Annotated in this window: 19 protein-coding genes; 11 read left to right on the forward strand and 8 right to left on the reverse strand. The window is 54.1% G+C overall.

From position 1 onward, the window contains the following. The first annotated feature begins 95 nt into the window (after positions 1 to 95). The 4 genes from ribD to ACFE8Q_RS16005 all read left to right on the forward strand — a co-directional run bounded on the left by ribD (position 96) and on the right by ACFE8Q_RS16005 (position 4,283). Positions 96 to 1,169, forward strand: coding sequence for a bifunctional diaminohydroxyphosphoribosylaminopyrimidine deaminase/5-amino-6-(5-phosphoribosylamino)uracil reductase RibD (ribD, locus tag ACFE8Q_RS15990; RefSeq protein ID WP_375446414.1), 1,074 nt, complete (start codon positions 96 to 98; stop codon positions 1,167 to 1,169). A gap of 145 nt (positions 1,170 to 1,314) precedes the next feature. Then, positions 1,315 to 2,181 carry a hypothetical protein gene (locus tag ACFE8Q_RS15995; RefSeq protein ID WP_375446415.1) on the forward strand — a complete coding sequence of 289 codons (867 nt, stop codon included), beginning with the start codon at positions 1,315 to 1,317 and terminating at the stop codon, positions 2,179 to 2,181. A gap of 51 nt (positions 2,182 to 2,232) precedes the next feature. Beyond that, a complete protein-coding gene (locus tag ACFE8Q_RS16000; RefSeq protein WP_375446416.1) occupies positions 2,233 to 2,919 on the forward strand; it encodes a response regulator transcription factor in 687 nt (228 codons plus the stop codon). Next, a complete protein-coding gene (locus tag ACFE8Q_RS16005; RefSeq protein ID WP_375446417.1) occupies positions 2,916 to 4,283 on the forward strand; it encodes a sensor histidine kinase in 1,368 nt (455 codons plus the stop codon). Before ACFE8Q_RS16000 ends, ACFE8Q_RS16005 begins: the two co-directional genes overlap by 4 nt. Before the next feature lie 180 nt (positions 4,284 to 4,463). Here the strand turns inward: ACFE8Q_RS16005 and ACFE8Q_RS16010 are convergent, their stop codons facing one another. Next, positions 4,464 to 9,209, reverse strand: coding sequence for a GEVED domain-containing protein (locus ACFE8Q_RS16010; protein WP_375446418.1), 4,746 nt, complete (start codon positions 9,207 to 9,209; stop codon positions 4,464 to 4,466). A gap of 237 nt (positions 9,210 to 9,446) precedes the next feature. Continuing rightward, positions 9,447 to 9,683 carry a GlsB/YeaQ/YmgE family stress response membrane protein gene (locus ACFE8Q_RS16015; RefSeq protein WP_375446419.1) on the reverse strand — a complete coding sequence of 79 codons (237 nt, stop codon included), beginning with the start codon at positions 9,681 to 9,683 and terminating at the stop codon, positions 9,447 to 9,449. A 202-nt stretch (positions 9,684 to 9,885) separates the two neighbouring features. On the opposite strand from ACFE8Q_RS16015, the gene ACFE8Q_RS16020 reads away from it, so the two are divergent. Next, the gene (locus ACFE8Q_RS16020; protein ID WP_375446420.1) at positions 9,886 to 10,413 is read left to right on the forward strand and encodes a hypothetical protein; all 528 of its coding nucleotides are present in this window, start codon (positions 9,886 to 9,888) and stop codon (positions 10,411 to 10,413) included. 33 nt (positions 10,414 to 10,446) lie between these two features. On the opposite strand, the gene ACFE8Q_RS16025 is transcribed toward ACFE8Q_RS16020, so the two are convergent. From ACFE8Q_RS16025 to ACFE8Q_RS16035, 3 genes are all read right to left on the reverse strand, one after another. After that, the gene (locus ACFE8Q_RS16025; protein WP_375446421.1) at positions 10,447 to 12,309 is read right to left on the reverse strand and encodes a cytochrome-c peroxidase; all 1,863 of its coding nucleotides are present in this window, start codon (positions 12,307 to 12,309) and stop codon (positions 10,447 to 10,449) included. A 100-nt stretch (positions 12,310 to 12,409) separates the two neighbouring features. Beyond that, positions 12,410 to 13,903 carry a hypothetical protein gene (locus ACFE8Q_RS16030; RefSeq protein ID WP_375446422.1) on the reverse strand — a complete coding sequence of 498 codons (1,494 nt, stop codon included), beginning with the start codon at positions 13,901 to 13,903 and terminating at the stop codon, positions 12,410 to 12,412. A 248-nt stretch (positions 13,904 to 14,151) separates the two neighbouring features. After that, on the reverse strand, positions 14,152 to 14,745 hold the full coding sequence (locus tag ACFE8Q_RS16035) for a fasciclin domain-containing protein (RefSeq protein WP_375446423.1): 594 nt from the start codon (positions 14,743 to 14,745) through the stop codon (positions 14,152 to 14,154). 282 nt (positions 14,746 to 15,027) lie between these two features. Between ACFE8Q_RS16035 and dprA the strand changes: the two genes are divergently transcribed. Next, positions 15,028 to 16,158, forward strand: a complete 1,131-nt coding sequence (gene dprA, locus ACFE8Q_RS16040) for a DNA-processing protein DprA (RefSeq protein WP_375446424.1) — start codon at positions 15,028 to 15,030, stop codon at positions 16,156 to 16,158. 145 nt (positions 16,159 to 16,303) lie between these two features. Next, positions 16,304 to 18,088 carry a lysine--tRNA ligase gene (gene lysS / locus ACFE8Q_RS16045; protein WP_375446425.1) on the forward strand — a complete coding sequence of 595 codons (1,785 nt, stop codon included), beginning with the start codon at positions 16,304 to 16,306 and terminating at the stop codon, positions 18,086 to 18,088. A 184-nt stretch (positions 18,089 to 18,272) separates the two neighbouring features. On the opposite strand, the gene ACFE8Q_RS16050 is transcribed toward lysS, so the two are convergent. Next, positions 18,273 to 18,467 carry a cold-shock protein gene (locus ACFE8Q_RS16050; RefSeq protein WP_085410498.1) on the reverse strand — a complete coding sequence of 65 codons (195 nt, stop codon included), beginning with the start codon at positions 18,465 to 18,467 and terminating at the stop codon, positions 18,273 to 18,275. A 208-nt stretch (positions 18,468 to 18,675) separates the two neighbouring features. Between ACFE8Q_RS16050 and ACFE8Q_RS16055 the strand changes: the two genes are divergently transcribed. Continuing rightward, positions 18,676 to 18,909 (forward strand): PspC domain-containing protein, encoded by a 234-nt coding sequence (locus ACFE8Q_RS16055; protein WP_375446426.1) that lies wholly within the window; start codon positions 18,676 to 18,678, stop codon positions 18,907 to 18,909. Between the two features lie 89 nt (positions 18,910 to 18,998). Here ACFE8Q_RS16055 and ACFE8Q_RS16060 read toward each other — a convergent pair whose 3' ends face one another. Together ACFE8Q_RS16060 and ACFE8Q_RS16065 are read right to left on the reverse strand one after the other, a co-directional pair. After that, a complete protein-coding gene (locus ACFE8Q_RS16060) occupies positions 18,999 to 19,511 on the reverse strand; it encodes a DUF2480 family protein (RefSeq protein WP_375446427.1) in 513 nt (170 codons plus the stop codon). A 117-nt stretch (positions 19,512 to 19,628) separates the two neighbouring features. Beyond that, positions 19,629 to 20,063 carry a DUF2141 domain-containing protein gene (locus tag ACFE8Q_RS16065; protein WP_375446428.1) on the reverse strand — a complete coding sequence of 145 codons (435 nt, stop codon included), beginning with the start codon at positions 20,061 to 20,063 and terminating at the stop codon, positions 19,629 to 19,631. Positions 20,064 to 20,221: 158 nt separating this feature from the next. Here ACFE8Q_RS16065 and ACFE8Q_RS16070 point away from each other — a divergent pair, with 158 nt between their 5' ends. From ACFE8Q_RS16070 to ACFE8Q_RS16080, 3 genes are all read left to right on the forward strand, one after another. Then, positions 20,222 to 21,946 (forward strand): GMC oxidoreductase, encoded by a 1,725-nt coding sequence (locus ACFE8Q_RS16070; protein ID WP_375446429.1) that lies wholly within the window; start codon positions 20,222 to 20,224, stop codon positions 21,944 to 21,946. Then, the gene (locus ACFE8Q_RS16075; protein WP_375446430.1) at positions 21,943 to 22,533 is read left to right on the forward strand and encodes a gluconate 2-dehydrogenase subunit 3 family protein; all 591 of its coding nucleotides are present in this window, start codon (positions 21,943 to 21,945) and stop codon (positions 22,531 to 22,533) included. Before ACFE8Q_RS16070 ends, ACFE8Q_RS16075 begins: the two co-directional genes overlap by 4 nt. Before the next feature lie 66 nt (positions 22,534 to 22,599). After that, positions 22,600 to 23,532: a helix-turn-helix domain-containing protein gene (locus ACFE8Q_RS16080; RefSeq protein WP_375446431.1), complete on the forward strand. Its 933-nt coding sequence runs from the start codon at positions 22,600 to 22,602 to the stop codon at positions 23,530 to 23,532. The last annotated feature ends 35 nt before the right edge of the window (positions 23,533 to 23,567 follow it).

Consider the following 23,567-nt stretch of genomic DNA (forward strand, 5'->3'; position numbering starts at 1 on the left):
TATTTATAACTGTCTGATCGGCAATTTGGTTAGTGACACGATCAGGCAATACCACCCGTTTTTTGGCAGGATGAATAGCGGTCCTGCAAACCAGTATGACAATAAATTCTCTTTTCATGCGCCGGGCGCTCGAATTGGCCCAGCACGGTCGGGGCAGCGTCAGCCCCAACCCGATGGTCGGTTGCGTAATCGTGCATGACCTTGGCCACTCGCCTACCGAGCGCATTCTGGGTGAGGGCTGGCACCGGCAGTACGGTGGTCCTCATGCCGAAGTAAACGCGATCCGGGCCGTATCGCCTGCTGATGAAGCACTATTGCCCGAGTCGACCGCCTACGTGACGCTGGAACCCTGCTCCCACTACGGAAAAACGCCCCCATGTGCAGACCTGCTCATTGCAAAAAAAATAGGTCGGGTTATTTGCTGCAACGATGACCCAAATCCGCTGGTGTCGGGGCAAGGATTTGCCAAACTCCGTGCGGCGGGCATTGAGGTGGTTACCGGGTTACTTGCCGAAGAAGGACGTGCGCTGAATGCCAGATTCTTTACGTTTTTCGAGCAGAAACGGCCATACATCCTCCTGAAGTGGGCCGAAACCGCCGATGGTTTTATTGGTGGAGTTGGAGCCACACCGGTTGCCATTAGTGGGCCTCTGGCTGGTCGGCTGGTGCATCGCTGGCGCGGTGAAGAGGATGCTATTCTGGTTGGCACCACCACCGCCCGAAACGACAACCCACGCCTGAACGTCCGGCACTGGCCTGATACGGCCCGCCCCGGCATGGCGGGGTCGCCCATCCGGGTTGTCTTCGATCGGGCACTCACCTTACCCCGCGACCTCCACCTGTTCGACGGTTCGCAGCCAACGCGCGTGTACCATAACCCGAGTGTCACGTCGCCGGGTGACCGGCCCAACCTCAGCTACGTACCTGCCCATTCGCTGGCCGCCATGCTGACTGACCTGCACCAGCAACGGATTCAATCCGTATTGGTAGAAGGCGGTGCCCAGACGCTGACGGCCTTTCTGGAGGCTGGCTTATGGGATGAAATCCGGCTGTTTCGCAGCACGGCCTCTCTGCAAGCTGGCGTAGCCGCTCCGCAGGTACGTGGTCATCTGGTTGATCAGCAGGCCATCGGCGATGATACGTTGTTGGTTTATCGGACCTTCGCATAAATGGGTTGGTCACATACGGTTGCCGGGCCTGGCACGCGTTAAGACACAGTGCGGGCATGAAGAAAAATTAATTCGGGCTTCAGACCGACCTTAACCAGCACCGATAGCTTTGTTTCATAATCAACCAGTAAAACAAACGCTATCAATGAAAACGAATCTCATCGCCGCATCACTACTGCTGGCAGCACTGACTGCCGCTCAGGCACAAACGACCACCACCACACCACCCGGCAACCCCGCCGTTGCGGGGCAGGCTGTACCCGCAGCCGATGGCCCCGGAACAGGCGCTCGCGGGTTTGCCAAAGGAAATGGGAGAGCCCCCGGGAAACACAAAGGCGACCGGATGCGCGACGGTTTTGGGCCACAAGGCGGTCCAGGTCAGGGCGGGCCGGGCCGACCAGGAGGAATGGGCCGTAAAGGTGGCCCCGGCGGCCGGGACCACGGCCTGACCTCGCTCTCGACGGTAACCGGCACGGTTGGCGAGCTAACCGGAAACGACGACTTCATCCTGAACGGCTTCACCCTGTCGGTCAATTCGGCACCAGCCATGACCGTGCAGTTTCCGGCCCATCTGGGTCAGCAGGTGCAGAAGGCCGTGAAAGCGGGCAGCACCGTCAGCGTAACGGGGTTCTCCGATATGGGACCAGACGGCACAACCCGCTTCCATATGACCAGCCTGACCGCCGGTAAAACAACCGTGCTCGACGCGCCGCCTGCCATGCCCGCCAGTCCGCCACCGACACCAGCGTTGACAACAACAACGGGTAAGATCACCGACTATAAAGTGGGCCGCGATGGACGTGTCAACGGGCTGGTTCTCAGCGACAACAGCATTGTCCGCATTCCGCCGCATGTGGCTTACCAGTTGACGAACCTGGCCAAGAAAGGTACAGACGTTACCGTGCAGGGATACGCAAAAACGCCCGGCGAAGGGCAGGTACAATTGCAGAAAGTAAACATCCTGCGTGCCTCTGTCCTCACAATCAACGGCCAGCAGTATCTTGTTCGATAAACTAAACCCCCTCACTTTGTCGGTGAGGGGGTTTCCCACCTATCCCTTCCTATGAAAATACTGGTCATTGAGGATGAACGTAAACTGGCCCGATTTATTCGGCAGGGGCTGGAACAGGTCGGGCACGTAGCCGATCTGGCCTATTCCGGTTCGGAAGGGCTGGATCAACTGGCGGCGGGCCTCTATGACCTGGTGCTACTTGACCTGATGTTGCCGGGCCAGACAGGTTTCGAGGTGTTGAAAAATATGCGGGCGTTTGGTCTGCATGTACCCGTTATCATCCTGTCGGCGTTGAGCGATTCGCCCACCGTCGTACAGGGGCTGGATCTGGGCGCGGTCGATTACCTGCGCAAACCGTTCGAGTTCGAGGAGCTACTGGCCCGCATTCGGGTGTGGCAGCGAAAAACCACCACCGGCGACGCGGTGGTACTGCGCGTAGCTGATCTGGAGATGCGCCTCACTAACCGCGAAGTGTTGCGCAATGGCAGTAAACTGGACCTCACCAACCGGGAGTTTGCCCTGCTCGAACTGCTGATGCGGCAGGCGGGCCGGGTGGTTACCCGTACCGAAATTGCCGAGAAAGTCTGGGCCGTCGATTACGACCGGGGCAGCAACGTGATCGACGTGCACATGTACCAGTTGCGGAAAAAGCTGGACGCCGCACCGGCGCTGGAGTTGCCCCGACCGGATTTGATTGAAACATTGATTGGGCAGGGTTACCGCCTCCGCACGGCATGAGTTTGCGGAGCCGAATTGTGCTGGCGGTAGCCGTGGTTTTTGCCCTTGTCAGCGCCGGGGCGGGCTGGTTGATGCTGAACCGGGCCGAACACAGCCTGCAAACGGCTTTCGACCGGGCCACCCAAACCAGGGCCAACTGGCTCCTTTCGCAGGTGAGCACCGACCCCGTTGTGCTGCCGCTGCCAGCGGCTCCTGAACAGATGCGCGTAACGGTGACGACCTACGGCCCACCTCGCGAGTTGTTCCGCAGTCCCGGCTTTCCTGAACCCGATGGATCGCCCCCGCCCCATCGACGACAGAATCCGCAGTGGCCAGGTACGTACCCAGCCCTGGCTGGAAGCTACCGGCTGGTCACGGCTGAATCGTCTACCCAGCTTACCGACAGCCACGTTCGGCTCACGCTGGCCGTCCCCGATCGCAGCCTTCGCCACGATATTGGTCAACTTCAGTGGGTTTTCGGGCTGGGCTGGCTACTCAGTTTATTGCTGGCATTAGGAGCGGGCTATGGGGCGGCGGGCTGGCTGCTGCGCCCCATCAAAAGCCTGGTTGGTCAGGCGTCCCGGATTGGGAAAGCGACGCGGATCGACCCGCTGCTGCTGCCACAAAGCCGGGACGAACTATATGAGCTTACAGTTGCGCTGAACCAAATGCTGGATCGCATTCGGACTACGATCGACACCCAGCGACATTTTTTTGGTGCCGCCGCTCATGAGTTACGTACGCCGCTGGCGGTAATGAAAACCGGCCTTGAAGTAACCCTGCGTAGTGGCCATGTTGAAGCCGGACTACAGCCTTTTCTGGCCGGTCAACTGGATGAGGTACGTCGGCTGACGAGGCTGATCGACGAATTTCTGACCCTCAGCCGCCCCGACGAAACCCCGCCCCAACTGCACCAGACACCCGTATCACTTGGCAAACAGGTAGCCGCCTGCCTGAACCAGTTAACCACTATAGCCACTGATTACGAGGTAACGGCATCGCTTCTGACCACTGGCGATTCAGATGCGGAATTACTGACCGATGCGGTGAAACTAGACCACATCCTGCTGAATCTGCTCGAAAATGCCATTAAATATGCCGTTGCGGGTAGCATGATCACCATCACCGTCGACAGCACACAGCCGGGGTTGGGTGTGGTTCGTATTCAAAATAAAACCACCCGCGAAAGTGGTCCCACCATCAATTTGCCGGAGCCTTATTTCCAGGCCGACCCGCTCAAAGAAGGCCACGGACTGGGCCTATGGATCAGCCACCGCCTGACTACCTTACTGGGGGGTCAGTTACTGCTTAGCTGGCAGCAGTTCACGTTTACCAGCGAGCTTCGTATGCCCATACCAAACAGATCAGACGGGGGTCTTGGCTAACGAAACGCCTGCTATGACTGGAGCTATCCAACGTGTTTATGATGCTGGTATGGCAACTCTAATTGAAACAATAGCTTCTTATTGCCAAACTACCACTAGTTGGCAATAAGAAGCTATTCAAAAGCCAGCGAAAATTAGTTCGGCTACATACCGTTCGGCCGTTGGGTGCTACTACTCGATCTATCGCTTCACAGCCGATGGCCTGGCGCTGCTTCTTACCTGAAATGGCTGACTACGGTAGGTACGTTCCTCATGCCGAACAACCAACCGGTACGAACCCGGGCCGTACGCCGCCGTGTCGAACAAGAATTGAATACGCTCCTGCTGGGTCATCCGCCATGTTTTCACGATCCGGCCTTTTGCATGCTGAAGCTGGATCGTTATTAGTTGAGGCGCGTCCGATTCCTGTTCATCGTCTTCCCCGAATCGAATGTCGGCCTGGTAGGTTTGCGCAGTCATTTCGCCTCCTGATGAGGCCGGACTAACGAATACGACCAGAGGTGGTGCGGCCGTTTCATCAACTTTTCGTCTTCCGCCAGCGGCAGCAGCGAAAACGCGCAGGTCAATAAACGCTTCGTGGTCCTGCCCTTTTCCGAAGGTGACACGGTCAGAGTCGGGATCAAGCTCGCTAGCGGCGGTAATGGCTCCCCTGATCACCATATAGCCAGCGTTACCCGTACCTACCGACAGTGATATAGCCTGCGTAACGGATGTATTGGCGGGAATTGACGCAATTGGTAACGTATATACCGCCGTTCCACCCGGAGCAACCAGCGGAGCAGGTAGCCAGAACTGAACGGCGACGTTACTCACCGACCGCCCCCCCGCATTATAGATCGTTGGCAGGAGTGTGAGCATTGACCCGGCATTGACGGTTCGGCTGCTTACGGCCAGGTTAAGGCTCAAATCAGCCCCCGCCTGATTCGGGGCGGGCTGGCTGCTACGCACCGCCGCCAGCGGAAACTGATCGGGATTGGGCGCGGCAAAGTAATCTGACGAAGCTGCTGTAGTGCGGATATCAACAACGGCCATATCATCTTCCCCGTCGCCGGTGCCGCTACCGGGGCGACTGTCGGGGTCGGCCAGGGCAGTCTGCATAACCTGCGCCGCGGTCTGGTACGTACCTGCCTGCGTGGGCATAGACGCGAATGTGAGCATGGTTTCTTCGCCAACCGCCAGCGCCGGAATCACCTGCCGAAGTTGCCCATTCACCATTGTCCAGTTAGTCGAACTGGTCAACTGGCTGTTGAGTGGCAATCGGCTTCCAACTACAATTGCACTGGCAGGCTGTAGACCCGTATTGCGCACAACTACCTGGTATTCAACCGGCTGATTGACGGCCGTTATACGGGCAGTGGTCCGCATTGTCAGGCTCAGATCCGACATGGTTTCCAGCCCATCTACATCGAGCAGGTAATCTTCGGCTTCGCCATAGCTAAACGAATCACATGGGCTGTCAACAGGATTGATAAAGCGGCAACGAATGCGCATCCTGTATAGGCCCGACCGCACAATGGGGGGCATAGTCACCGTGCCCGTCCATTGGTAGGCAGCAGCCCCCGCCGTTTTATACAATAGTTCGTCGGCAGCATAAACACCATCGCGGTTACTATCGAGCCAGATGGCAATATGCTGCGAAAAGGCACTGGCTCCATTATTCGTATACGATCGGAAGATAAACCGGTAATCCGCCGTTGCCCGAACCCGGTGTGCGCTCGCCAGGAACTCGCCATAATTCCCGGATGAGCAGCCGGTATTGACACGGTTCAGGGTGGTGCCTTCCAGGCCAAAGTCGGCAATAACATCGCCAGATGAGCAGCTCGTATTATACAGCGGCTGGCAGTAAGCGGGCGCTGTACCAGCCATAATAGTATCCAGGGGCATAACCCGGCTGAGGCAACCGCTTATCGTCTCTTCTAAAACAACGCTTATCCGGTAGCCTGTGCCGGGCATCAACCCACCAATTGTTGTACTGACGGGCTGGCCAGCCTGTAGCGAAAAGGTACGGCTTCGCAGGGCAGGCTGCCCGTCAGACAACAGGCCACTCCTTACCTGTTGCGCGTTGATGGCATACCTGCGGGGCGTCATCGTATAATAAGCGGTGGCGTTCTGCTGACTTCCCAGTTGCAGGTAAATCTGATCGGTGGTCCGGTCGGTCAACGACGGTAGCGCTGATATAAACGTTGGGGCAACACCCACCACAAACGTTTCACTGGCTGCACTACTGATCACAGGGCTGCTCGACCTGATCAGCAGCCGATAAACGCCCATTGGCACCGTCGACGGTACAGGTACGTTATTGGCCGAAAACGACTGTACGGTGCCAAGTACCTGCGCCGAACTCAACGACCCTGAGGCATCTGTCAGGTAGGCTGTAAATACATTACTGGGTTGATAGATACCTGTTGCCGTGAAGGTGACGCTTAGCGCAGCTCCGGCGCATACCGGGCCGTTTACTGGTGATAGCACCAATTCATCGGGAATGGGTTGTGTAAAGAAATCGGTGGTAAAAAAGCCTCGTCCGTGTGTGCCTACGGCCACCAGCCCGTCGGCAGTGCGGTAGCGGAGCATATCGCAGCGCGTGTTGGCCAGTCCCGTATTAGCAATCGTCCAACCGGGGTTAGGCGCGTATATGTTATTGGTAAACCAGACGCCCAACTCCGTTGCCAGCATAACCTGACGCCGATCTTTGGGATTAAAGAGGGCGTATCGGATCGGAATATCAGGCAGGCCATAACCGGCTTCGTCTTTCGAGGTCCAGTTCTGCCCTCCATCGCGGGTAAGCCAGACTGATTTTACGCCGTAATTAGACGTGGTAAACAGAATCTCATTGTCGGTAGCGCCCAGCTCAATGCAGGCTACACTACCTATATTCGTATTGTAAAGAGGCAGATCAATTAGGGTAACCGTGGGTGTTGGCTGGTCGATGTTGGTCACTTTATAGATCCCGCCCGCGTAATCGCCCAGGAACAGAGTGTTTGCCTGGACACCGACCTTAATAACCGAAACGCCTAAGTACTGTGGAATATTCAGGTAAGAAAGCACATTGGTTCGTCCCACATCGCTGGATCGCGTCAATTGCGTAGTATTGTTATTGGTCACCTGGTTATAGGTATACAGGGCATTGGTTCGTGAGTCGTAATCGGCCGGGTTAACGAAAGTCCCGCTCCCGTATACCAGCGACGTCTTGTAACGGCCATTGATATCGAACAGATTGAACGAATTATACTGGTAAGAGGCAATCTGAATATTCGGGTCATCCTGATCAATAAAACACAGCATACCATCCCCCCCCTGAATCGCATTTCCGCTCGATGGCGATGTTGGGTTACCATATGTGTTTATACTCCCATTGTCTTGCGTTCCCCCCAGCATGTAGTAGTTATTGGGCTGGTTTTTCATGGCCACCGAGTAAAACTGAGTCACGTTGTACCCCATGTTACGGGGGGCGAAATAAGGCCTGGCAGCCAATGCATCACCAAAATCAGCACTGTAATACACACCTCCGTCGTTTCCTACCAGCATCTCGTTGGGAAAGCCGGGGCGGAAGATAAGGAGGTGCTGGTCGGAGTGGATATCGTTTCCATAATCGCCCTGATAATCCCAGGAAGCACTGCCATTCAGTGAGCGATATAGCCTTGTTGTACCTAAATAAACCTGATTTGGATTCGTGGGATGTACAGTAACTACCAGATTGTACCACGATTGATCATTGAGCGGCGATGAGGAAGTAGACGGCAACGGTTGGTACGACCAGTTGGCGCCGCCGTCTTGCGAACGCAGGATGGATGTAGCACTGCTGGCTACCACATACACCACCTGCGTATTACCCGATGTTGACGGGGCCAACGCAATTTCAGTTCGCCCGCCCGTCGAAAGCGCGAGTTTAACTTCCCAGGTAGTTGAACCCGCTGGCAGTTTATATACGAAGCTCCCCTGAGAAACGGCATACAACGTACCGTCAGTGGCTAAGTCAATATCGCCGACCGCGTATGAGTAACCCGTCGACGTACCTATGCCACGGCTGGGAACCAGTTCAAAAGACCAGGAGAGGCCACCGTTCGTCGATTTCAACAAACCACCCTGGGTGGCAGCGTAGATGACCCCCGACGAGGTTACGACCAACCGATAAATCGCTCGGAATGCGCCCGCTGCTGTTTCCAGACTGGCCGACTGATTTGGTATCGTACTCGACAACCGGCTCCATGTCTGTCCGCCGTCGGTTGTTTTCCAGATACCGCCGCCCAACACCGAATCGCTGTTATAATACGCTTCGCCCGTGCCAACATACATTATATTGGGTTGTGTGGGCGCGTAAGCCATACTCGTAATGGCGATGTTTTCCCAGAAGTCATCCACTTTTCGCCACGGTTCGTTCTGCGAAGTAATATCCGCGTTAACCCAAAGACCGCCCGCTACTCCTCCGGCCCATACCTTCTTTTTGGTCACATCGTTCGGGTCAAACATCACCATTCGGGTTCGGCCACCAATATTATCAGGCCCATGTTCAACCCAGTTTACAGAGGTTGGCAATGTAGACGCAAACGACATGTCATTGCTTCGCTGCTGCACCTGGGTACGTGCCTCGTCCAGCCGGTCGAGCGGAACCAACTGGGTTTTGGGGTCCATTGTGCGCATGACTTCGAATTGCTGCCGGGCCAGGGGGGCATCGGGTGGCGGAGCAGTCAGGCCCGGACCAACCGACAACGAGACGGGCGCATCGGCAAACAGGCCTTTAAAGCGTTGACGAAGCATGGTTTCGTAAGCCCGTGAATAAGCTGCCTGAGCGGCCCTTACTCGTTGAATCGAATCTTCCTGAACAGATTGAGGCAACTGAATAGGAACACGTGACTGGCTTTGAACTGGCCGGAAGCCCAGTAGACTACATGCCAGCACAACGGCTGTTAAACGTATACGGAGAATCAATGTATCGGCAAAAAAAGGGTGGATTATGAAGCAGGCAAAAAGGCAGGAAATGTACAAATAGCTATTTAAATATTTTCATATATCACCCAATTATATGCTATTCGGCAGTAGCTCGGTAACCAATCGAACTAGCCTTTTTTACTGTACATACGCCATAAAAAATGCCTCATACTAACCAGCATGAGGCATTTTTTATGGCGTATGTACAGTCTACCCGGAACCACCACGTAGTTCTGATTAGAACAGGCGGCCGAGGAAGATGAGCACGATAGCACCGCCAACAGAAATTAACAGGTTCATAACCAACCCATCGTTATCGGGGTCGTTGCCCAGGCGCCTGGCAATAAATCCACCCACTAGTCCACCCACAATACCGAGAATGATGTTGATCAGCGCACTGTTATGGCTACCCATGAATGTGCTGGCTAAATAACCGGCAATACCGCCAATAATAATTGAATACAGAAAACCCATGACTACAGTTAGTTAAGTGAAAAGGACCAATTGTTTAAGTAGTAACGCCTAAGGTATAAAGAAGGGCGCAGAATATTGAGTGAATGGCCTCCACAAAACGGGTGACCGTTTGTGATTCAGCAGTCATTATAATGGGCGTTTGGCTCGGTTAGCCCGCTTCTTTTGTACAGTTTACGGGACATATTTCATCGATAAGCTAGTTATGCGCACCAAGATGTGGTCGCCAGCGGTACAGACAGCCTTACTGCTGCTCGTTCTGTTGGGTTGTAAAAAAACGGAAACCGTTGATCCGGTTGCACTACCATCAGCCGTGGGCAACTGGAAAATCACCGCTCTCACCTTTGATCCAGTCTGGGCAGCACCGTCCGGCGCAAACACGATTCCCGTTTCAGACTGGGTTCCCTACCTGAAAGGTAATAAAGAAACCTGCCTCACTGATGTGACACTCACGTTTGGCACCAACGGATCGGCTACCACCAATGCTGCCAGCACAGCTACCTGTACAAGTGCCAACGATTCGCGGGGCTTTCTGGACTTCCTGTTTGAGCCGGGCGGTACGTTTGCCGAGACAGACAACCAGTTGACGCTTTACGGCAAAGACAAACTGAGAGCACTTACCCTGACCAAGTCGGTAGCTGGCAACACGATGAACATCGCTTTCCAGGATAACGTGGACTTTAGCAATCGCCCCATCAAAACCACCTACACGCTTAAACTCGTGCGGCAGTAAAGTCCGTACACGGCTGGTGCCGTGTACGACCGACTAGTTCAACGCTCGCAGAAATGCTACCAGCGATTTTTTCTCCGAAGCCGTCAGGTTCAGTTTATCAGCGGGCAGGGTCTGGTTTGGCAGGTCGAAACCCAATCCGGCGCCACCGCCTTTGTCGTAGAAATCGATCACTTCCTCAAGTGTCGCATACGCACCGTTATGCATGTAGGGTGCCGTTTTGGCCACAAACCGAACGGTTGGCGTCTTGAACGAATGGCGATGTAGCCTGATTCCCGTACGAGTAAAACGACCTAAATCGCTGTCTACTACCTGGTTAGCGGCCGTAGCTGGCGTACCCAGCACCTCGCTTTCCGTTTTCAGGTACGCTGGCGGAACGGTGCCGTTGAAGAGCGGATAGAAATGGCAGGTCGCGCATTTGGCCTTGCCCATAAACAGATTGAATCCCCGCTTTTCATCGTCAGACAGCACCGTCTTTTCCGGCTTGGCATCGGTGGTCCGAATGGACCGGTCAACGCGCGAATCCAGGCTGACGAGCGAACGGATATAGCTGGCGATGGCGTTTTTCAGGTTCGCTTCCGTCACACCGTCCGGGTACGTTCGGGCAAACTGTTTCTGGAAGGTCGAATTTGCGTTTAAGGCTACCACCGCGTTGGGCAGCGACCCGTGCATTTCGTTCTCGTTTTCAATGACATCGCTCGCCTGATCTTCCAGAAAAGCAACCCGTAAATCGGCAAACTGGGCCGCCTGGAGCGCCGCGTTGTAGAGCGTTGGCGCATTGCGGGCAATTCGTTGTCCAGACCGATCGGTTTCACTGCTTACTGCCAGGCTCTTCGATTCGCCATCGGTGAAGGCTTTCTCGGGCTGATGGCACGTAGCGCAGGTACGTTCAGGATTGCCCGACAGAATGGGATTGTAAAACAGCCTCTTCCCCAGCGCAATCCGGTCAGGTGTGGTTCGGTGTGCCGTGGCGTCGACGAAATAGTTGGGGTCAAACGCGCCGGGATCGTTCAGCGTACGGGCGGCAGGCGAAAGCAACCGGCTCTCCTGAAAAATGGGGATCATCAACGCTTTTTGCGCATCCAACAGCTTGCTGCTGAGCACGTTGCCATGTTGCCGAATAAACGTCAGCCGGTCAAAGTCGTTGAACGTACCTGGCCGTTTCAGGTACGTTATCGCGTCGGCAAAGGCACGATCAAGGTCGCGGGAAAGGGGCTCGTGCAGATCAGACAGGGAATAAAAGGCTAGATGCCGTTGCAGACTGGCCAGTGCTTCGGCCGTTTCGGGCAGCGATGTGTTGGCAATGGGCGAATCGAACCCGGTGATACCCAGCGAAATAAGCCGGAACACCTCCAGTCGCATAGCGTCGAACACGTGGCTGTCGGTCATGGGATTGTTGACCGACACTTTATAAAGCCGCCCCACCGCCGATTGCAACATGCCTGCCTGCTGAACCAGGTTGTTCTGTTCAGCCGGTTGGTACGGAAACAGGCCTTCTTCCAGCATCTGAAGGCCCGTAGGCTGCACTTCATTTTGCAGGCCATCGTCTTCCTCCACTTCGGCAATCGCTGGCCCATTGATGGCCTTTGATGTTTCAGGGTTATACAGTTCGGCCAGAAATTCGACCCGTTTCCAGGCCAGCCGCGTTTGGCAGAAAGCCGACTGGAGCACTGTTGCCGACTGCCCGGAAGCCAGCGCCCGGTAGAGCTGGGTAGCGGCCGAATCGAGGACCACAATATCGGCAATGTACTGGGTACGTACCTGATCGAGGGGCATTGGCCGGGGGCGCGTCCAGTAATATATTCCGGTTATAGCCGCCACAACAAGCCCCAGCCGAAGCCACCAGAACCGGGTACGTTGAATTCGTTTTGTAACAATCTGTTCTGAAACCGTTTCCATAAAAGTCAGCGAATACAACCGGGCTAAGGCTCAGAAACAGGGCTTTACTGGCAACTGCTCCTGAGCCTTAGCCCGGTTGTGTAGAAAGCGGAAAGAGAAATTAACGGGGCAACCCACGAACCAGAATCAACTGGCTTGCCTGGGCATTGGACCGGTCGTTTACATTATCGGTGGCGCGGAGTTTACCACCATCTACGCCAATAAATTTCTTATCAATCCAGGTATGTGGTTGCAAGGAGATGATGAACGAATCGGGCACGCCGATTGTCTCCGACACGTCGATCATAGCCCCGTATTCCCACGAGCCAAACGCACCGTTCTTATAGGCAAAGTTGTTGTCGCGGTTATACTTGTCTTTGTCGGCAGCATCCCGGCGTTGATCGAGCACCAGGGCAGGCTTGAGTGCCCCTGTAGCGATGTTGTACTGGTAGATATACGAATCATGCGTTTCGTCGCCGTAACTGTTTGGGTCTTCCTGCACATAGAGGTAGTTGGTCCCCACGTAAATGTTGTCGATGTTCTGAAAAGTTTTGGCAATGCCTGACTTGTCGTCACCATCGAGCACTACTTCCAGCGTGCCTTTCAACGGATCAGTAGCGTCCATTGTCAAGTGGTACAGGCGACCGTATTTCGAGCGCGAATAATCGGCGTTGACGCCCGTATTGGCTTGTCCCGTCACGTTGAAATACACTTCCCGGTTATTGGCGGCACTGCCTTTGCGGTAGTCAATATCTTCAACGCGGCCAAACTTAATGCCTTTCAAATCATTAACGGCGGTATTGATCTGAGCACCCGTCAGTGTTTTGTGATTTGGAATCTGCACAAACTCGACGTCAAATTTGCTACCCACCTTCATATCCATTTCGCGGGCGTTACCATCTTTCCGGCGCAGCATATAGAGCAACCCGTTCTGCAAATCGCCCACGGTATTGGTCAGATACAAGGCCAGTTGACCGCCGTTGGTACCGCTATCGTCATCCCCGATCAAGATGGCCGTTTTGCCGGGATAGGCGTTTTTATTGAGGGGAACGGCGTTTTCGGCGCTCCACCGGCCCAGTGCCTCTACCTCGCGGCTAAGGCTGCTCTGGCTGGCATCACCGTATGGATTCACGGCGTGGGTACGTGACTCGGAGCCACTTTCACCGCAGGTCAGGTAGAGGGGGCCAAAGCCGTGTTCGGCTGGCGTAGCCATCGTGGCCGAACAAAGCCGCCACTGACCACCGTCGGAGTTCAGGATGTAGTCGCCTTTGATGGGCTTCAGGGTTTTGTCGAAGGTGAGGCGCGATACCGAGAAGTTGTCTTCATGGTTGACCAGCATGGTGTAGGTGCCATCGGTGTTTTTCAACAGGCCCGACCCATCGGCAGAGCCACCAAATACGAAACTGGTCGATTCGGGCAGTTTATCGTCGCTGCTGATGAGCGAATACACATTGACCGACTCAAAGCCGGGCATGGTTTTGGCCAGTTCAGGCGTGACCGATTTGCTGGCTAATATGACATCACTCTGGGGAGCAGAGGCGTTTTCAGTACTGTTGCAGCTACATAAAGAGGCCGCCAGTAAAGCTGACGAAAGTGGTAAAAAGATACGGTTCATGCAGGTACGTTCGGTTGCTTTGCTAAAATTTTCACAAAGAAACGCCCCGGCTATTAATCGATTTTTAATCCAGCTTTACCAGATCATCAAGTTATGACTAGTGATTTAATAGATTGATAACAGCGTGTGTTTCCTGTCGATACGTCTCCTGACCGCGAAAAGGACAGCCGGAAACAACAAAGCCGCCCGGTTGGCCCGTCGTTCAGACAGGCACCAACCAGGCGGCTTTACTACTTAAAAAGAGACGTTTACTTCGGCATCAGCACGCTGTCGATAGCGTGAACAGTGCCGTTGGTCGCCTGAATATCGGCGGTAGTAACCATCGCTGAGCCGCCCTTAGCGTCGGTCAGCATGACGGCGTTTCCCTGTTTACGGACGGTCAGTGTGCCACCACCCACAGTTTTCAGCGTCTGGCCGTCTTTTAAATCAGCCGCCATTACGTTTCCAGATACGACGTGGTATGCCAGAATACCAGCCAATTTATTTTTGTTGGCGGGCTGCGTCAGGCTCTGCAACGCACCGGCTGGCAGTTTGCTGAACGCGGCATTAGACGGCGCAAAAACTGTGTAAGGCCCCGGTCCTTTTGCCTGATCGGCCAGACCCGAAGCAACGAGTGCGGTTTGTAACGTAGAAAAGTCGCTTGCTCCGGCCAGATTCGCCGCCAAGTCCTTATCAGTTGCTTTTGACGTGCCTCCCGTTGGGCGGGTGACCGACGATGAGCCCATGGTAGTGGGCATTGTTCCCGCCGAGGCTGGCCGGGCAGACGTGTCAACTTGTGCGTAGGCGCTTCCTCCTACTGCCAGTAAAGCCAGCAGCAGCGTTTGTGTCATTTGGATTTTCATACGAAAGGTATTTAAATTCTATCGGTAATGTATATTTAACTACGCCGCCCCTCCGATTGTTAGTTACTATACTGTTAAATTCAACAAGCTCTTTTTTACTGATAGTCAGCTTCTTGCCTTTAAATACGCCCTAGAACACGCTGGTAGGCGTTTTTCTAGCATTTCCGGTTAGAAATCCATATGATTGCGGCTTCACCTACCTACCAAAATCAGCCGTAAAGCCGCGAAGGAATCTGCGAGGGATGCCGCGTTATTTTTCAGATCACTTTCGTTTTGCTACGGTTGGAACGTCCTACTGTGTCCAGCTCGTCGCCACTCCACCAGATTGCCCTTTCGCTTGTTCCGGGCGTAGGCGGCGTATTGATTCGTCAGCTCATCAGCTACGGCGGTTCGGCCGAAGCCGTACTGTCGGCCCCAACCGCTAAGTTGCTTAAAATCCCCGGCGTAGGTGAGGTGACGGCCCGATCCATTCGCCAGCCCGGCCTGTTGGCTACGGCCGAGCAGGTACTCCGTCGGTTGGAAAAAATCGGTGCAACGGCCCTCTTCTACACCGACGAAACGTACCCGGCTCGCCTCAAAACCCTTTATGATGCCCCGGCTCTGCTCTACAAACTGGGTAATGCCGACCTGAACGCGCCGCGCACGCTAGCCCTGGTTGGCACCCGACAAGCCACCGACTACGGCCGACGGATCACTGAAGAGATTGTGCAGGCGATGCAACCTTATGGGGTCTCGATCATCAGCGGATTGGCCTACGGCATCGACATTGCCGCCCACCGCGCCAGTGTTCAGACAGGTCTGCCCACGGTAGGAGTCATGGCTAGCGGGCTCGACGTGATTTACCCGTCGGTACATAGCCGCACCGCGCAGGAGATGCAGGCGCTAGGCGGTTTGCTTACCGAACACATACCTGGCACCAAACCTGACCCCCGTTTTTTCCCGGCCCGTAACCGCATCATCGCCGGTCTCAGCGACGCTACTGTAATTGTGGAAGCTGCTGCCAAAGGCGGTGCGCTGATCACGGCCGAATATGCCAACAACTACAATCGCGACGTATTTGCCGTACCTGGGCAGGTATCACAGCAGTTTTCGGCAGGCTGCAACAAGCTCATCCGCGAGAATAAGGCGCAGATTTACACAACGCCCAACGACCTGATCGAGGCTATGAACTGGGATCAGGACCCGAACAGCATGACCGCGGGCAAATCATCGGCCTCTGTTCCGCTGCCGCTCGATTTTACGGCGCAGGAAAGTCAGATCGTTTCGATGCTACGGCAGCATCCCGGTTTTCACATCGATGAGTTAAGCTGGCAGTCGCAGATCAATATGGGTGCGCTGGCTTCCGTCCTGCTCAGCCTTGAGTTTCGTGGGTACGTTCGGTCGCTGCCGGGGAAACGCTATGAGGTTGTGTAGAAGCGTGGCACATCCGCGTTTCTACCGTACTTTTGCAACTTAGTTTCCACGGACCAGTACATCCCTGTAACTCCTTCTAATCCTGTAAAATACCGACGGTCCATCGCCGGGCCCATTGGGCAAGGCGAGCCGTTGCGGCTCAGCTATGTTAAGTGAACAAGAAGTAAATAGACGTCAGAAACGCGAAGAACTGATGCGGATGGGCATTGATCCCTACCCTGCCGAGTTGTTCGACGTTACCCACACCATCACCAACCTCCGCGATGCCTTTGCTGATAAAGCCGGGCAGGATACGCAGGGAGGCTATGAACCTCACCTTAGCTTTGCCGACGATGCCACCTACGGCCAGGTACGTCTAGCGGGCCGCATGATGGGCTTCCGCATCTCGGGGGCGGCTTCCTTTGCCGAAATGCAGGACAGTACCGGCCGTCTGCAACTCTATTTCCGCCGCGACGATATCTGCCCCGGCGAGGATAAAACGATGTACAACACCGTGTTCAAGAAATTGCTCGACATTGGTGATATCGTGGGGGTAGAAGGCAACATATTTACTACCCAAACGGGCGAACTGTCGCTCTACGTCCGGTCGTTTAAGTTGCTGACCAAATCGCTGCGGCCGTTGCCGGTGGTGAAAGAAGTGGTGAACGAGCAGACGGGCGAAAAAGAAACCTACGACGCCTTCACCGACCCGGAATTGCGCTACCGCCAGCGGTACGTCGACCTGATCGTGAATCCGCAGGTACGTGACGTGTTCATCAAACGCAGCAAGCTGGTCAATTCTATCCGGCAGTATCTGAGCGGAAAAGGCTATCTGGAAGTGGAAACGCCCATTCTCCAGCCCATCCACGGCGGAGCTACGGCGCGGCCTTTCCAGACGCACCACAACACGCTCGACATGACGCTCTATTTGCGCATTGCCAACGAGTTGTACCTGAAACGCCTGATTGTGGGTGGTTACGACGGCGTATTCGAGTTTGCCAAGGACTTCCGCAACGAAGGCATGGACCGGACCCACAACCCTGAGTTTACACAGGTGGAATTCTACGTAGCCTACAAAGACTATAACTGGATGATGGACACCATTGAAGAGATGGTGGAAAAGGTAGCCATCGACGTGGCGGGTACAACTAAAGTGACGGTGGGCGATAACATCATCGATTTCAAACGCCCCTGGAAGCGCCTGACCATGTTTGAGGCCATTCAGGAATATACGGGCGTTGATGTGTCGGAGATGGAGGAAGATGCATTGCGCCAAACCGCCGAAAGCCGGGGCATCAAAACCGACCAGTCGATGGGCAAATCGAAGCTGATCGACGAGCTGTTTGGCGAAGCCTGCGAGCCGAACCTGATTCAGCCCACGTTTATCACGGATTACCCCGTCGAAATGTCGCCGCTGACGAAGAAGCACCGCAGCAAGCCGGGTTTAGTCGAGCGATTCGAGGCGATCTGCAACGGGAAAGAAATTGCCAATGCCTATTCCGAGTTGAACGACCCGCTCGATCAGCGCGCACGTTTTGAAGAGCAGCTTGAACTGGCCAAACGGGGCGACGACGAAGCGATGGTGATGGACGAAGATTTCCTGCGCGCCCTCGAATACGGTATGCCGCCCACGGCTGGCGTTGGCCTGGGTATCGATCGGCTGGCGATGATCATGACCAACCAGCCCAGTATTCAGGAAGTGCTGTTTTTCCCGCAGATGCGGCCTGAGAAGAAGGAGGACTTATCGACCGAAGCCGATTTCATAGCAGCGGGGGTTCCCGCCGCCTGGATTCCGGCGCTACAGAAGCTGGGGTATCTGACCATCGCCCAGTTGCATGCAGCCAGCCCCAACAAACTGTTCAACGATCTGGGCGGCGTTCGGAAAAAACTAAAGATGAACGACGTACCCATGCCATCCATCGCCGACGTTCACGGCTGGACGGGACATTGATCTAAATGTCATTATGCCTTCAGCGTCATTAGGCTTTGCCGTCATTGGTAGTCGTTAATTGCCCTTTTACTACGAATGACGGCAAAGCCTAATGACGCCGAAGGCATAATAACTATAAAATAAAATGCCCCGACTTTTCAGCCGGGGCATTTTATTTTTTCTATCGGACCAACGGTCTGACGAATTAGATCTTGCTGACCTTAACGGCGTTGAGGCCTTTCTTGCCATCAACTACTTCAAATTGAACCCGGTCATTCTCACGAATCGTCACACCGTTCAAGCCGGTAATATGAACGAAAATTTCACGACCATTGGCGTCATCAACGATAAAGCCGAAGCCTTTGCTCTCGTTGAAAAACTTAACCACACCTGTTTGCATAAATTTGGTATAAATTGAATATGTGAACAACCTGTTGCAGGTTACTCACATGCATGAAGCGCAAAGTAAGTCAATAAGTTTCAGAAGAATGATAGTTATTACCATCAAAGTTCTCCGTTGGCGATAAATTTTGTGTAAATGGTTCGTAAAAGGCGAACAAAGCTCGGTTATTAGCGTTATGTTTACTCTTCTTCAGGACAACAAACGTATGGATCATAGTCTAAACAAGATGAAATACTTCGTTGAGCAACAAGCTTTTGGCGTCTGTGCCCGGCTTGGCGAACGAATGAACATTTCGGCTAGTAGCATCCGGTTGTATTTTATTTACACCTCCTGCCTGACGCTTGGCTCACCGATAATCCTGTATCTGATCGCAGCCTTCTGGCTCGAGATGCGCACGCACATACGCCGCAACGCTAACCCGACCTTCTGGGAGTTGTGAGAAAGTCAATGCCCGATGGGCTTCGCTCGGCAACGTACCTGGGCGAAGCCCATCGGGCATCATTCACTATGCATTGCGCGTAAACTCTGCTAACTCTTTCTTTTAAAAAGCGGTACCGTGCTGCAGGGTTCACCGAATAACAGACTTTGTACTACCGGGGCCAGTACCCGCGTCAGTTCAACGTAGGCGGCGGTAGGCACCGGCACCTTGCTGCACCCTTTCACCACCACTTTTGCACCGCGATAGGCTTCCGGCTCGATGCTTTTGATAGCATCGAAATATAATTTTTCGTCCAGATCCTGAAGGGTACCATACACGACCGTATGCGCATACGGCTGCAACTGCAACGTCAACAGCATATACGCCCAGGTCGGAATAATAGCGTCTTCGCTACAGGTGATCGCCACGTTCTTACCCGCATACTGACTCCAGTCGTGCTCTTTCAGAAATGCCCGAAAGTCCTTCTCTTTCAGGATCATACCCATGAACAGATTATCTTTCAGGTCATAGACCACCCGCTCACCGGGATGATAATAGGCTTCCAGGTCAAGCGTGACCAGACCACTGTTGGTCACCCGGTTTACAATAACGTCCGTTTCCATGCCTACAGAACGGAGGTCGTGCGTTTCAGGTTTCAGGTCTCGTGTGTCAAATTCGCTGCTTACCGATCATAGGGTGAGTCAGCAGCGCATTTGACACACGAGACCCGACACTTTATTTCACAAACTAATCAGAGCAATTTTCATATCCGTGTCTTTATCCAACTGAAACGACGCATCTTCAAATGAAGGTGGCCCCATGAGCATGGTGATCTTCGAGAAGCCGAACGGTTCTGTGGGCCGTCCTCCCTCTATATCCATCTGCTTGTTATCGTTCAGATCCTGGTGCAGCCGAACGGCATACGTACCTGACGGCAGGTTGGCGAACGTAATCACCAATGGGCCTTCGGCGGGCACTGCCACCGCCGTATCAATATCGGCCTTACCCATAAAATTGTCGGCTTTGGTGACCAGACCTACCCGGATGGTCCCTTTTCGTTCAGTGAGATTACCGACCGTTATAGTTAGTTTATTGGCTTTTGTCTGAGCCTGCGCGGCGGCAGTGAAACAAACGGCGGCAAGCAGAGAGGCAGCGGCGCGTACAAGCGTTTTCATAGCAATACGTGTGTTTATTTTGATTGGGCTAAAGGTAGCCCCGCCGGGAAAATACACACAAACGCGTGAGACATACAGCACGATTTAGGGGCGAATGGGAACATGGTGAGTAGATTCCGTAGTAGATTCTATATTTACTTAAATCCCAACTTAACCTGATGGCGAATCTAAATACTACCATAAACAAAACCCACCGGTACGACGCCATCGTAATTGGCTCGGGCATGAGTGGCGGCTGGGCGGCTAAAGAACTCTGCGAAAAAGGGCTGAAAACGCTTGTGCTGGAAAAAGGCCGCATGGTGAACCATGTGGAAGATTACCCCACCATGATGCAGGACCACTGGGACATGGAGCACCGCGGTGGACTGAATTATGAAGATCAGCAGAAATACCATATCCAGACCCGCAGTGGCTTTGTGGGTGAAAGCACCAAACATTTCTTCACCAATGACCTCAATGATCCGTATGAAGAAACCAAACGATTCGACTGGATTCGGGGCAACCACGTCGGGGGTCGGTCGCTGACCTGGGGCAAACACTGCTACCGCTGGAGCGATCTAGACTTTACGGCCAACGCCCGCGAAGGCATCGCCGTAGACTGGCCTATTCGTTACAAAGACATCGCCCCCTGGTATAGCTATGTCGAGAAGTTTGTGGGCATCAGCGGTGAAAAACTGGGCCTCAACCACCTGCCCGATGGCGAGTTTCTGCCGCCAATGGACCTGAACTGCCTGGAAAAACAGTTTAAGCAGGAGGTGATGAAGAAATATGGCAACCGCCCCGTTACCTGCGGCCGCGTGGCCCACCTGACCGAGCCCCAACCCTGGCATCTTGAATTAGGACGGGGCCAGTGTCAGAATCGGAATCGCTGCTCGCGTGGCTGCCCCTATGGTGCCTATTTCAGTAGCAACGCCGCCACGCTGCCCGCCGCCAACCGGACAAACAACCTGGCTGTACGACCAAATTCGGTGGCGCATTCGCTCATTTATGACGAAAAAACCGGTCGTGCTACCGGGGTGCGTGTCGTTGATTCGGAAACCAAGGAGATGACGGAGTTCTACGCCGGTCTGATTTTCTGCTGCGCCTCGTCGATGGCAACGACACAAATTCTGCTGAACTCAACGTCTACCCGGTTTCCGAACGGATTTGGTAATGACAGCGGCGAACTGGGCCATAACATCATGGACCACCATTACCACGTGGGGGCTATGGGTTCGTACGATGGCTTCGAAGATCAGTATTACAAAGGCCGTAAACCCGCTGGCCTGTTTATTCCCAGGTACGTTAACCTCGACGAAAAAACGAAGAACCCGAATTTTTTGCGCGGCTACGATTATCAGGGCGCGGGTGCCGGGCGCGGCAACTGGGGCGACGGTGTCAGTCAGCCGGGCGTTGGGGCAGCGTTTAAAGAATCGCTGTTCAAACCGGGTGGCTGGGGCATGGGCCTGATGGGTTTTGGCGAAGTGCTACCCTATCATGACAACAAGGTGACGCTCCACCCCGACAGGAAAGATCAGTGGGGCCTGCCCATTTTGGTATTCGATGCCGAGTTTAAGCAGAACGAACTGAGCATGCGGAAACAGATTATGGCCGACGCCGCCGAAATGCTGGACGTGGCTGGTATAAAAAACATTACCACCTTCGATTATTCGGGCGGAATTGGCGTAGGCGTACACGAAATGGGCACAGCGCGGATGGGTCGCGATCCGAAAACGTCGGTGCTTAACGGACACAATCAGATTCACAGCGTACCCAACGTGTTCGTGACCGATGGCGCCTGTATGACCTCGTCGTCTTGCGTGAACCCGTCGATTACCTACATGGCACTGACGGCCCGTGCAGTTGACTTCGCTACTAAATCAATGACTAAAAAAGAGCTATGAACCGCCGCAACGCCCTCAAAACCTCGGCCCTGTTCATGGGTTATACCGTAACCGCAGCGGCGCTAACAGAGACGTTCGTGGCCTGCGCTAAAGAAGCTCACCTGGATTGGAAACCGGTTTTTCTAACCAACAAGCAGGCTAACACGATCGCCGAGATCACAGAAACGATTCTGCCGAAGACCGCCACGCCGGGCGCTAAAGAACTGGGCGTGCCACAATTCGTCGATAAAATGTTGAAGGAATTACTGAGCGAAGCAGACCAGAACGATTTCATAGCTGGCCTGGCCGCGCTGGAGACACGTTGCGAAACAGAGAACGGCACATCATTTGTCGATTGCACCCCGGCCCAACGTGAGGCGCTATTGCTTACGTTGGATAAAGAAGCCGCCCCATTTCCTCCGTCGCTTTGGGGCATCACCCTAAAACCAGCAGGGCCACCCGCTTTTTTCCGCCGTCTGAAAAGCCTGACGCTACTGGGCTACTACACCAGCGAAAAGATTGGCAAAGAAATACTGGCTTATGACCCCATTCCGGGACCATTCATTGCCTGTATGCCGCTAAATGGGCAAAACGCCTGGAATGAGTAGCAGGGATTTTTGATTGGGAATCTGGGAGCCCAACTCCCCAATCAAAAATTGTTTCTCAGGTACGTTATGGACAGTGAAGACAGCTTCCCTTCTATTAGCCCCGGCATGGCTCGGGAACGGTTTCTGGTGAAAGATGAAGCGTGGGAACAGCGGTTTCGGCCCAATTTCAACCAGTTCATCATCGCTCCTTTTGAGTTCGCCCGTCCCGTTATTAAACTGCCTGTACCACCGGGACGCACGGGCAACCACGCGCTGTTTTTACTCACCGGTGGGCAGGTTGGGCTTACCGTGGGCCATCAGGCCTACAGGCTTTCTGCCCAACAGCTAGCTGTGGTACCGGCCGGGCAAATTTTTTCAATAACTGCTATTCAGGCGGACACGACTGGCTTTATGTGCTTTTTCAGCAACGATTTGCTGCTGAGCGCCATCAACGAGGCAAACTTCGATTTCCTGAAACTGACCAACAATCCGCTAACCGAACTCTCGACTCAACAAACGGCCTTTCTTACCAGCCTGCTGAATCGGCTGGTGATTGAATACACCGAATCGGGAGCCAGCCGAACGGACATACTCCGGCCGTATCTGCTGGCGGTGTTGAGCGAGATAAACCGGGCATACGCCGGTACGCAGGCGGTTGTTAAAACGGATGCAGGCGACCGACTTGTTCAGGGCTTTATGACACTGCTGGACGAACGTATCAGGCAAGAGAGCCAGGTCACTACCTACGCTGACCGGTTGCACGTCAGTCCTAATCACCTCAACAAGGTAGTGAAAAGCCGAACGGGGCAATCACCATCGGTCTGGATTGATGAGCGCCGCGTGCTCGAGGCCAAAGTGTTACTTTTCCAGTCAACGCTGACGATCGGACAGATTGCCGCCGAGCTGGGTTTTACAGACCAGTCGAACTTTGGTAAATTATTTCGTAAGTATGCCGGTGTAAGTCCGGCCCAATTCAGAAAAATGATTGAATCTGACCAATTTTTGCCGGGTATTGCCTAACTGATCCGGCTAACCTATGCTGAACTTTGTGGCTT

Source organism: uncultured Fibrella sp. (assembly GCF_964250085.1).
Taxonomy (GTDB): Bacteria; Bacteroidota; Bacteroidia; order Cytophagales; family Spirosomataceae; genus Fibrella.

Bases quoted from the DNA above. Each gene is read 5' to 3' on its own strand.
- ACFE8Q_RS16020 (WP_375446420.1), top strand. From the start codon at position 9,886: ATGCGCACCAAGATGTGGTCGCCAGCGGTACAGACAGCCTTACTGCTG.
- ACFE8Q_RS16035 (WP_375446423.1), bottom strand. From the start codon at position 14,745: ATGAAAATCCAAATGACACAAACGCTGCTGCTGGCTTTACTGGCAGTA.
- ACFE8Q_RS16065 (WP_375446428.1), bottom strand. From the start codon at position 20,063: ATGAAAACGCTTGTACGCGCCGCTGCCTCTCTGCTTGCCGCCGTTTGT.
- ACFE8Q_RS16060 (WP_375446427.1), bottom strand. From the start codon at position 19,511: ATGGAAACGGACGTTATTGTAAACCGGGTGACCAACAGTGGTCTGGTC.
- ACFE8Q_RS16000 (WP_375446416.1), top strand. From the start codon at position 2,233: ATGAAAATACTGGTCATTGAGGATGAACGTAAACTGGCCCGATTTATT.
- ACFE8Q_RS16030 (WP_375446422.1), bottom strand. From the start codon at position 13,903: ATGAACCGTATCTTTTTACCACTTTCGTCAGCTTTACTGGCGGCCTCT.
- lysS (WP_375446425.1), top strand. From the start codon at position 16,304: ATGTTAAGTGAACAAGAAGTAAATAGACGTCAGAAACGCGAAGAACTG.
- ACFE8Q_RS16005 (WP_375446417.1), top strand. From the start codon at position 2,916: ATGAGTTTGCGGAGCCGAATTGTGCTGGCGGTAGCCGTGGTTTTTGCC.
- ACFE8Q_RS16025 (WP_375446421.1), bottom strand. From the start codon at position 12,309: ATGGAAACGGTTTCAGAACAGATTGTTACAAAACGAATTCAACGTACC.
- ACFE8Q_RS16015 (WP_375446419.1), bottom strand. From the start codon at position 9,683: ATGGGTTTTCTGTATTCAATTATTATTGGCGGTATTGCCGGTTATTTA.
- ACFE8Q_RS16080 (WP_375446431.1), top strand. From the start codon at position 22,600: ATGGACAGTGAAGACAGCTTCCCTTCTATTAGCCCCGGCATGGCTCGG.
- ACFE8Q_RS16075 (WP_375446430.1), top strand. From the start codon at position 21,943: ATGAACCGCCGCAACGCCCTCAAAACCTCGGCCCTGTTCATGGGTTAT.
- ribD (WP_375446414.1), top strand. From the start codon at position 96: ATGACAATAAATTCTCTTTTCATGCGCCGGGCGCTCGAATTGGCCCAG.
- ACFE8Q_RS15995 (WP_375446415.1), top strand. From the start codon at position 1,315: ATGAAAACGAATCTCATCGCCGCATCACTACTGCTGGCAGCACTGACT.
- ACFE8Q_RS16050 (WP_085410498.1), bottom strand. From the start codon at position 18,467: ATGCAAACAGGTGTGGTTAAGTTTTTCAACGAGAGCAAAGGCTTCGGC.
- ACFE8Q_RS16055 (WP_375446426.1), top strand. From the start codon at position 18,676: ATGGATCATAGTCTAAACAAGATGAAATACTTCGTTGAGCAACAAGCT.
- ACFE8Q_RS16070 (WP_375446429.1), top strand. From the start codon at position 20,222: ATGGCGAATCTAAATACTACCATAAACAAAACCCACCGGTACGACGCC.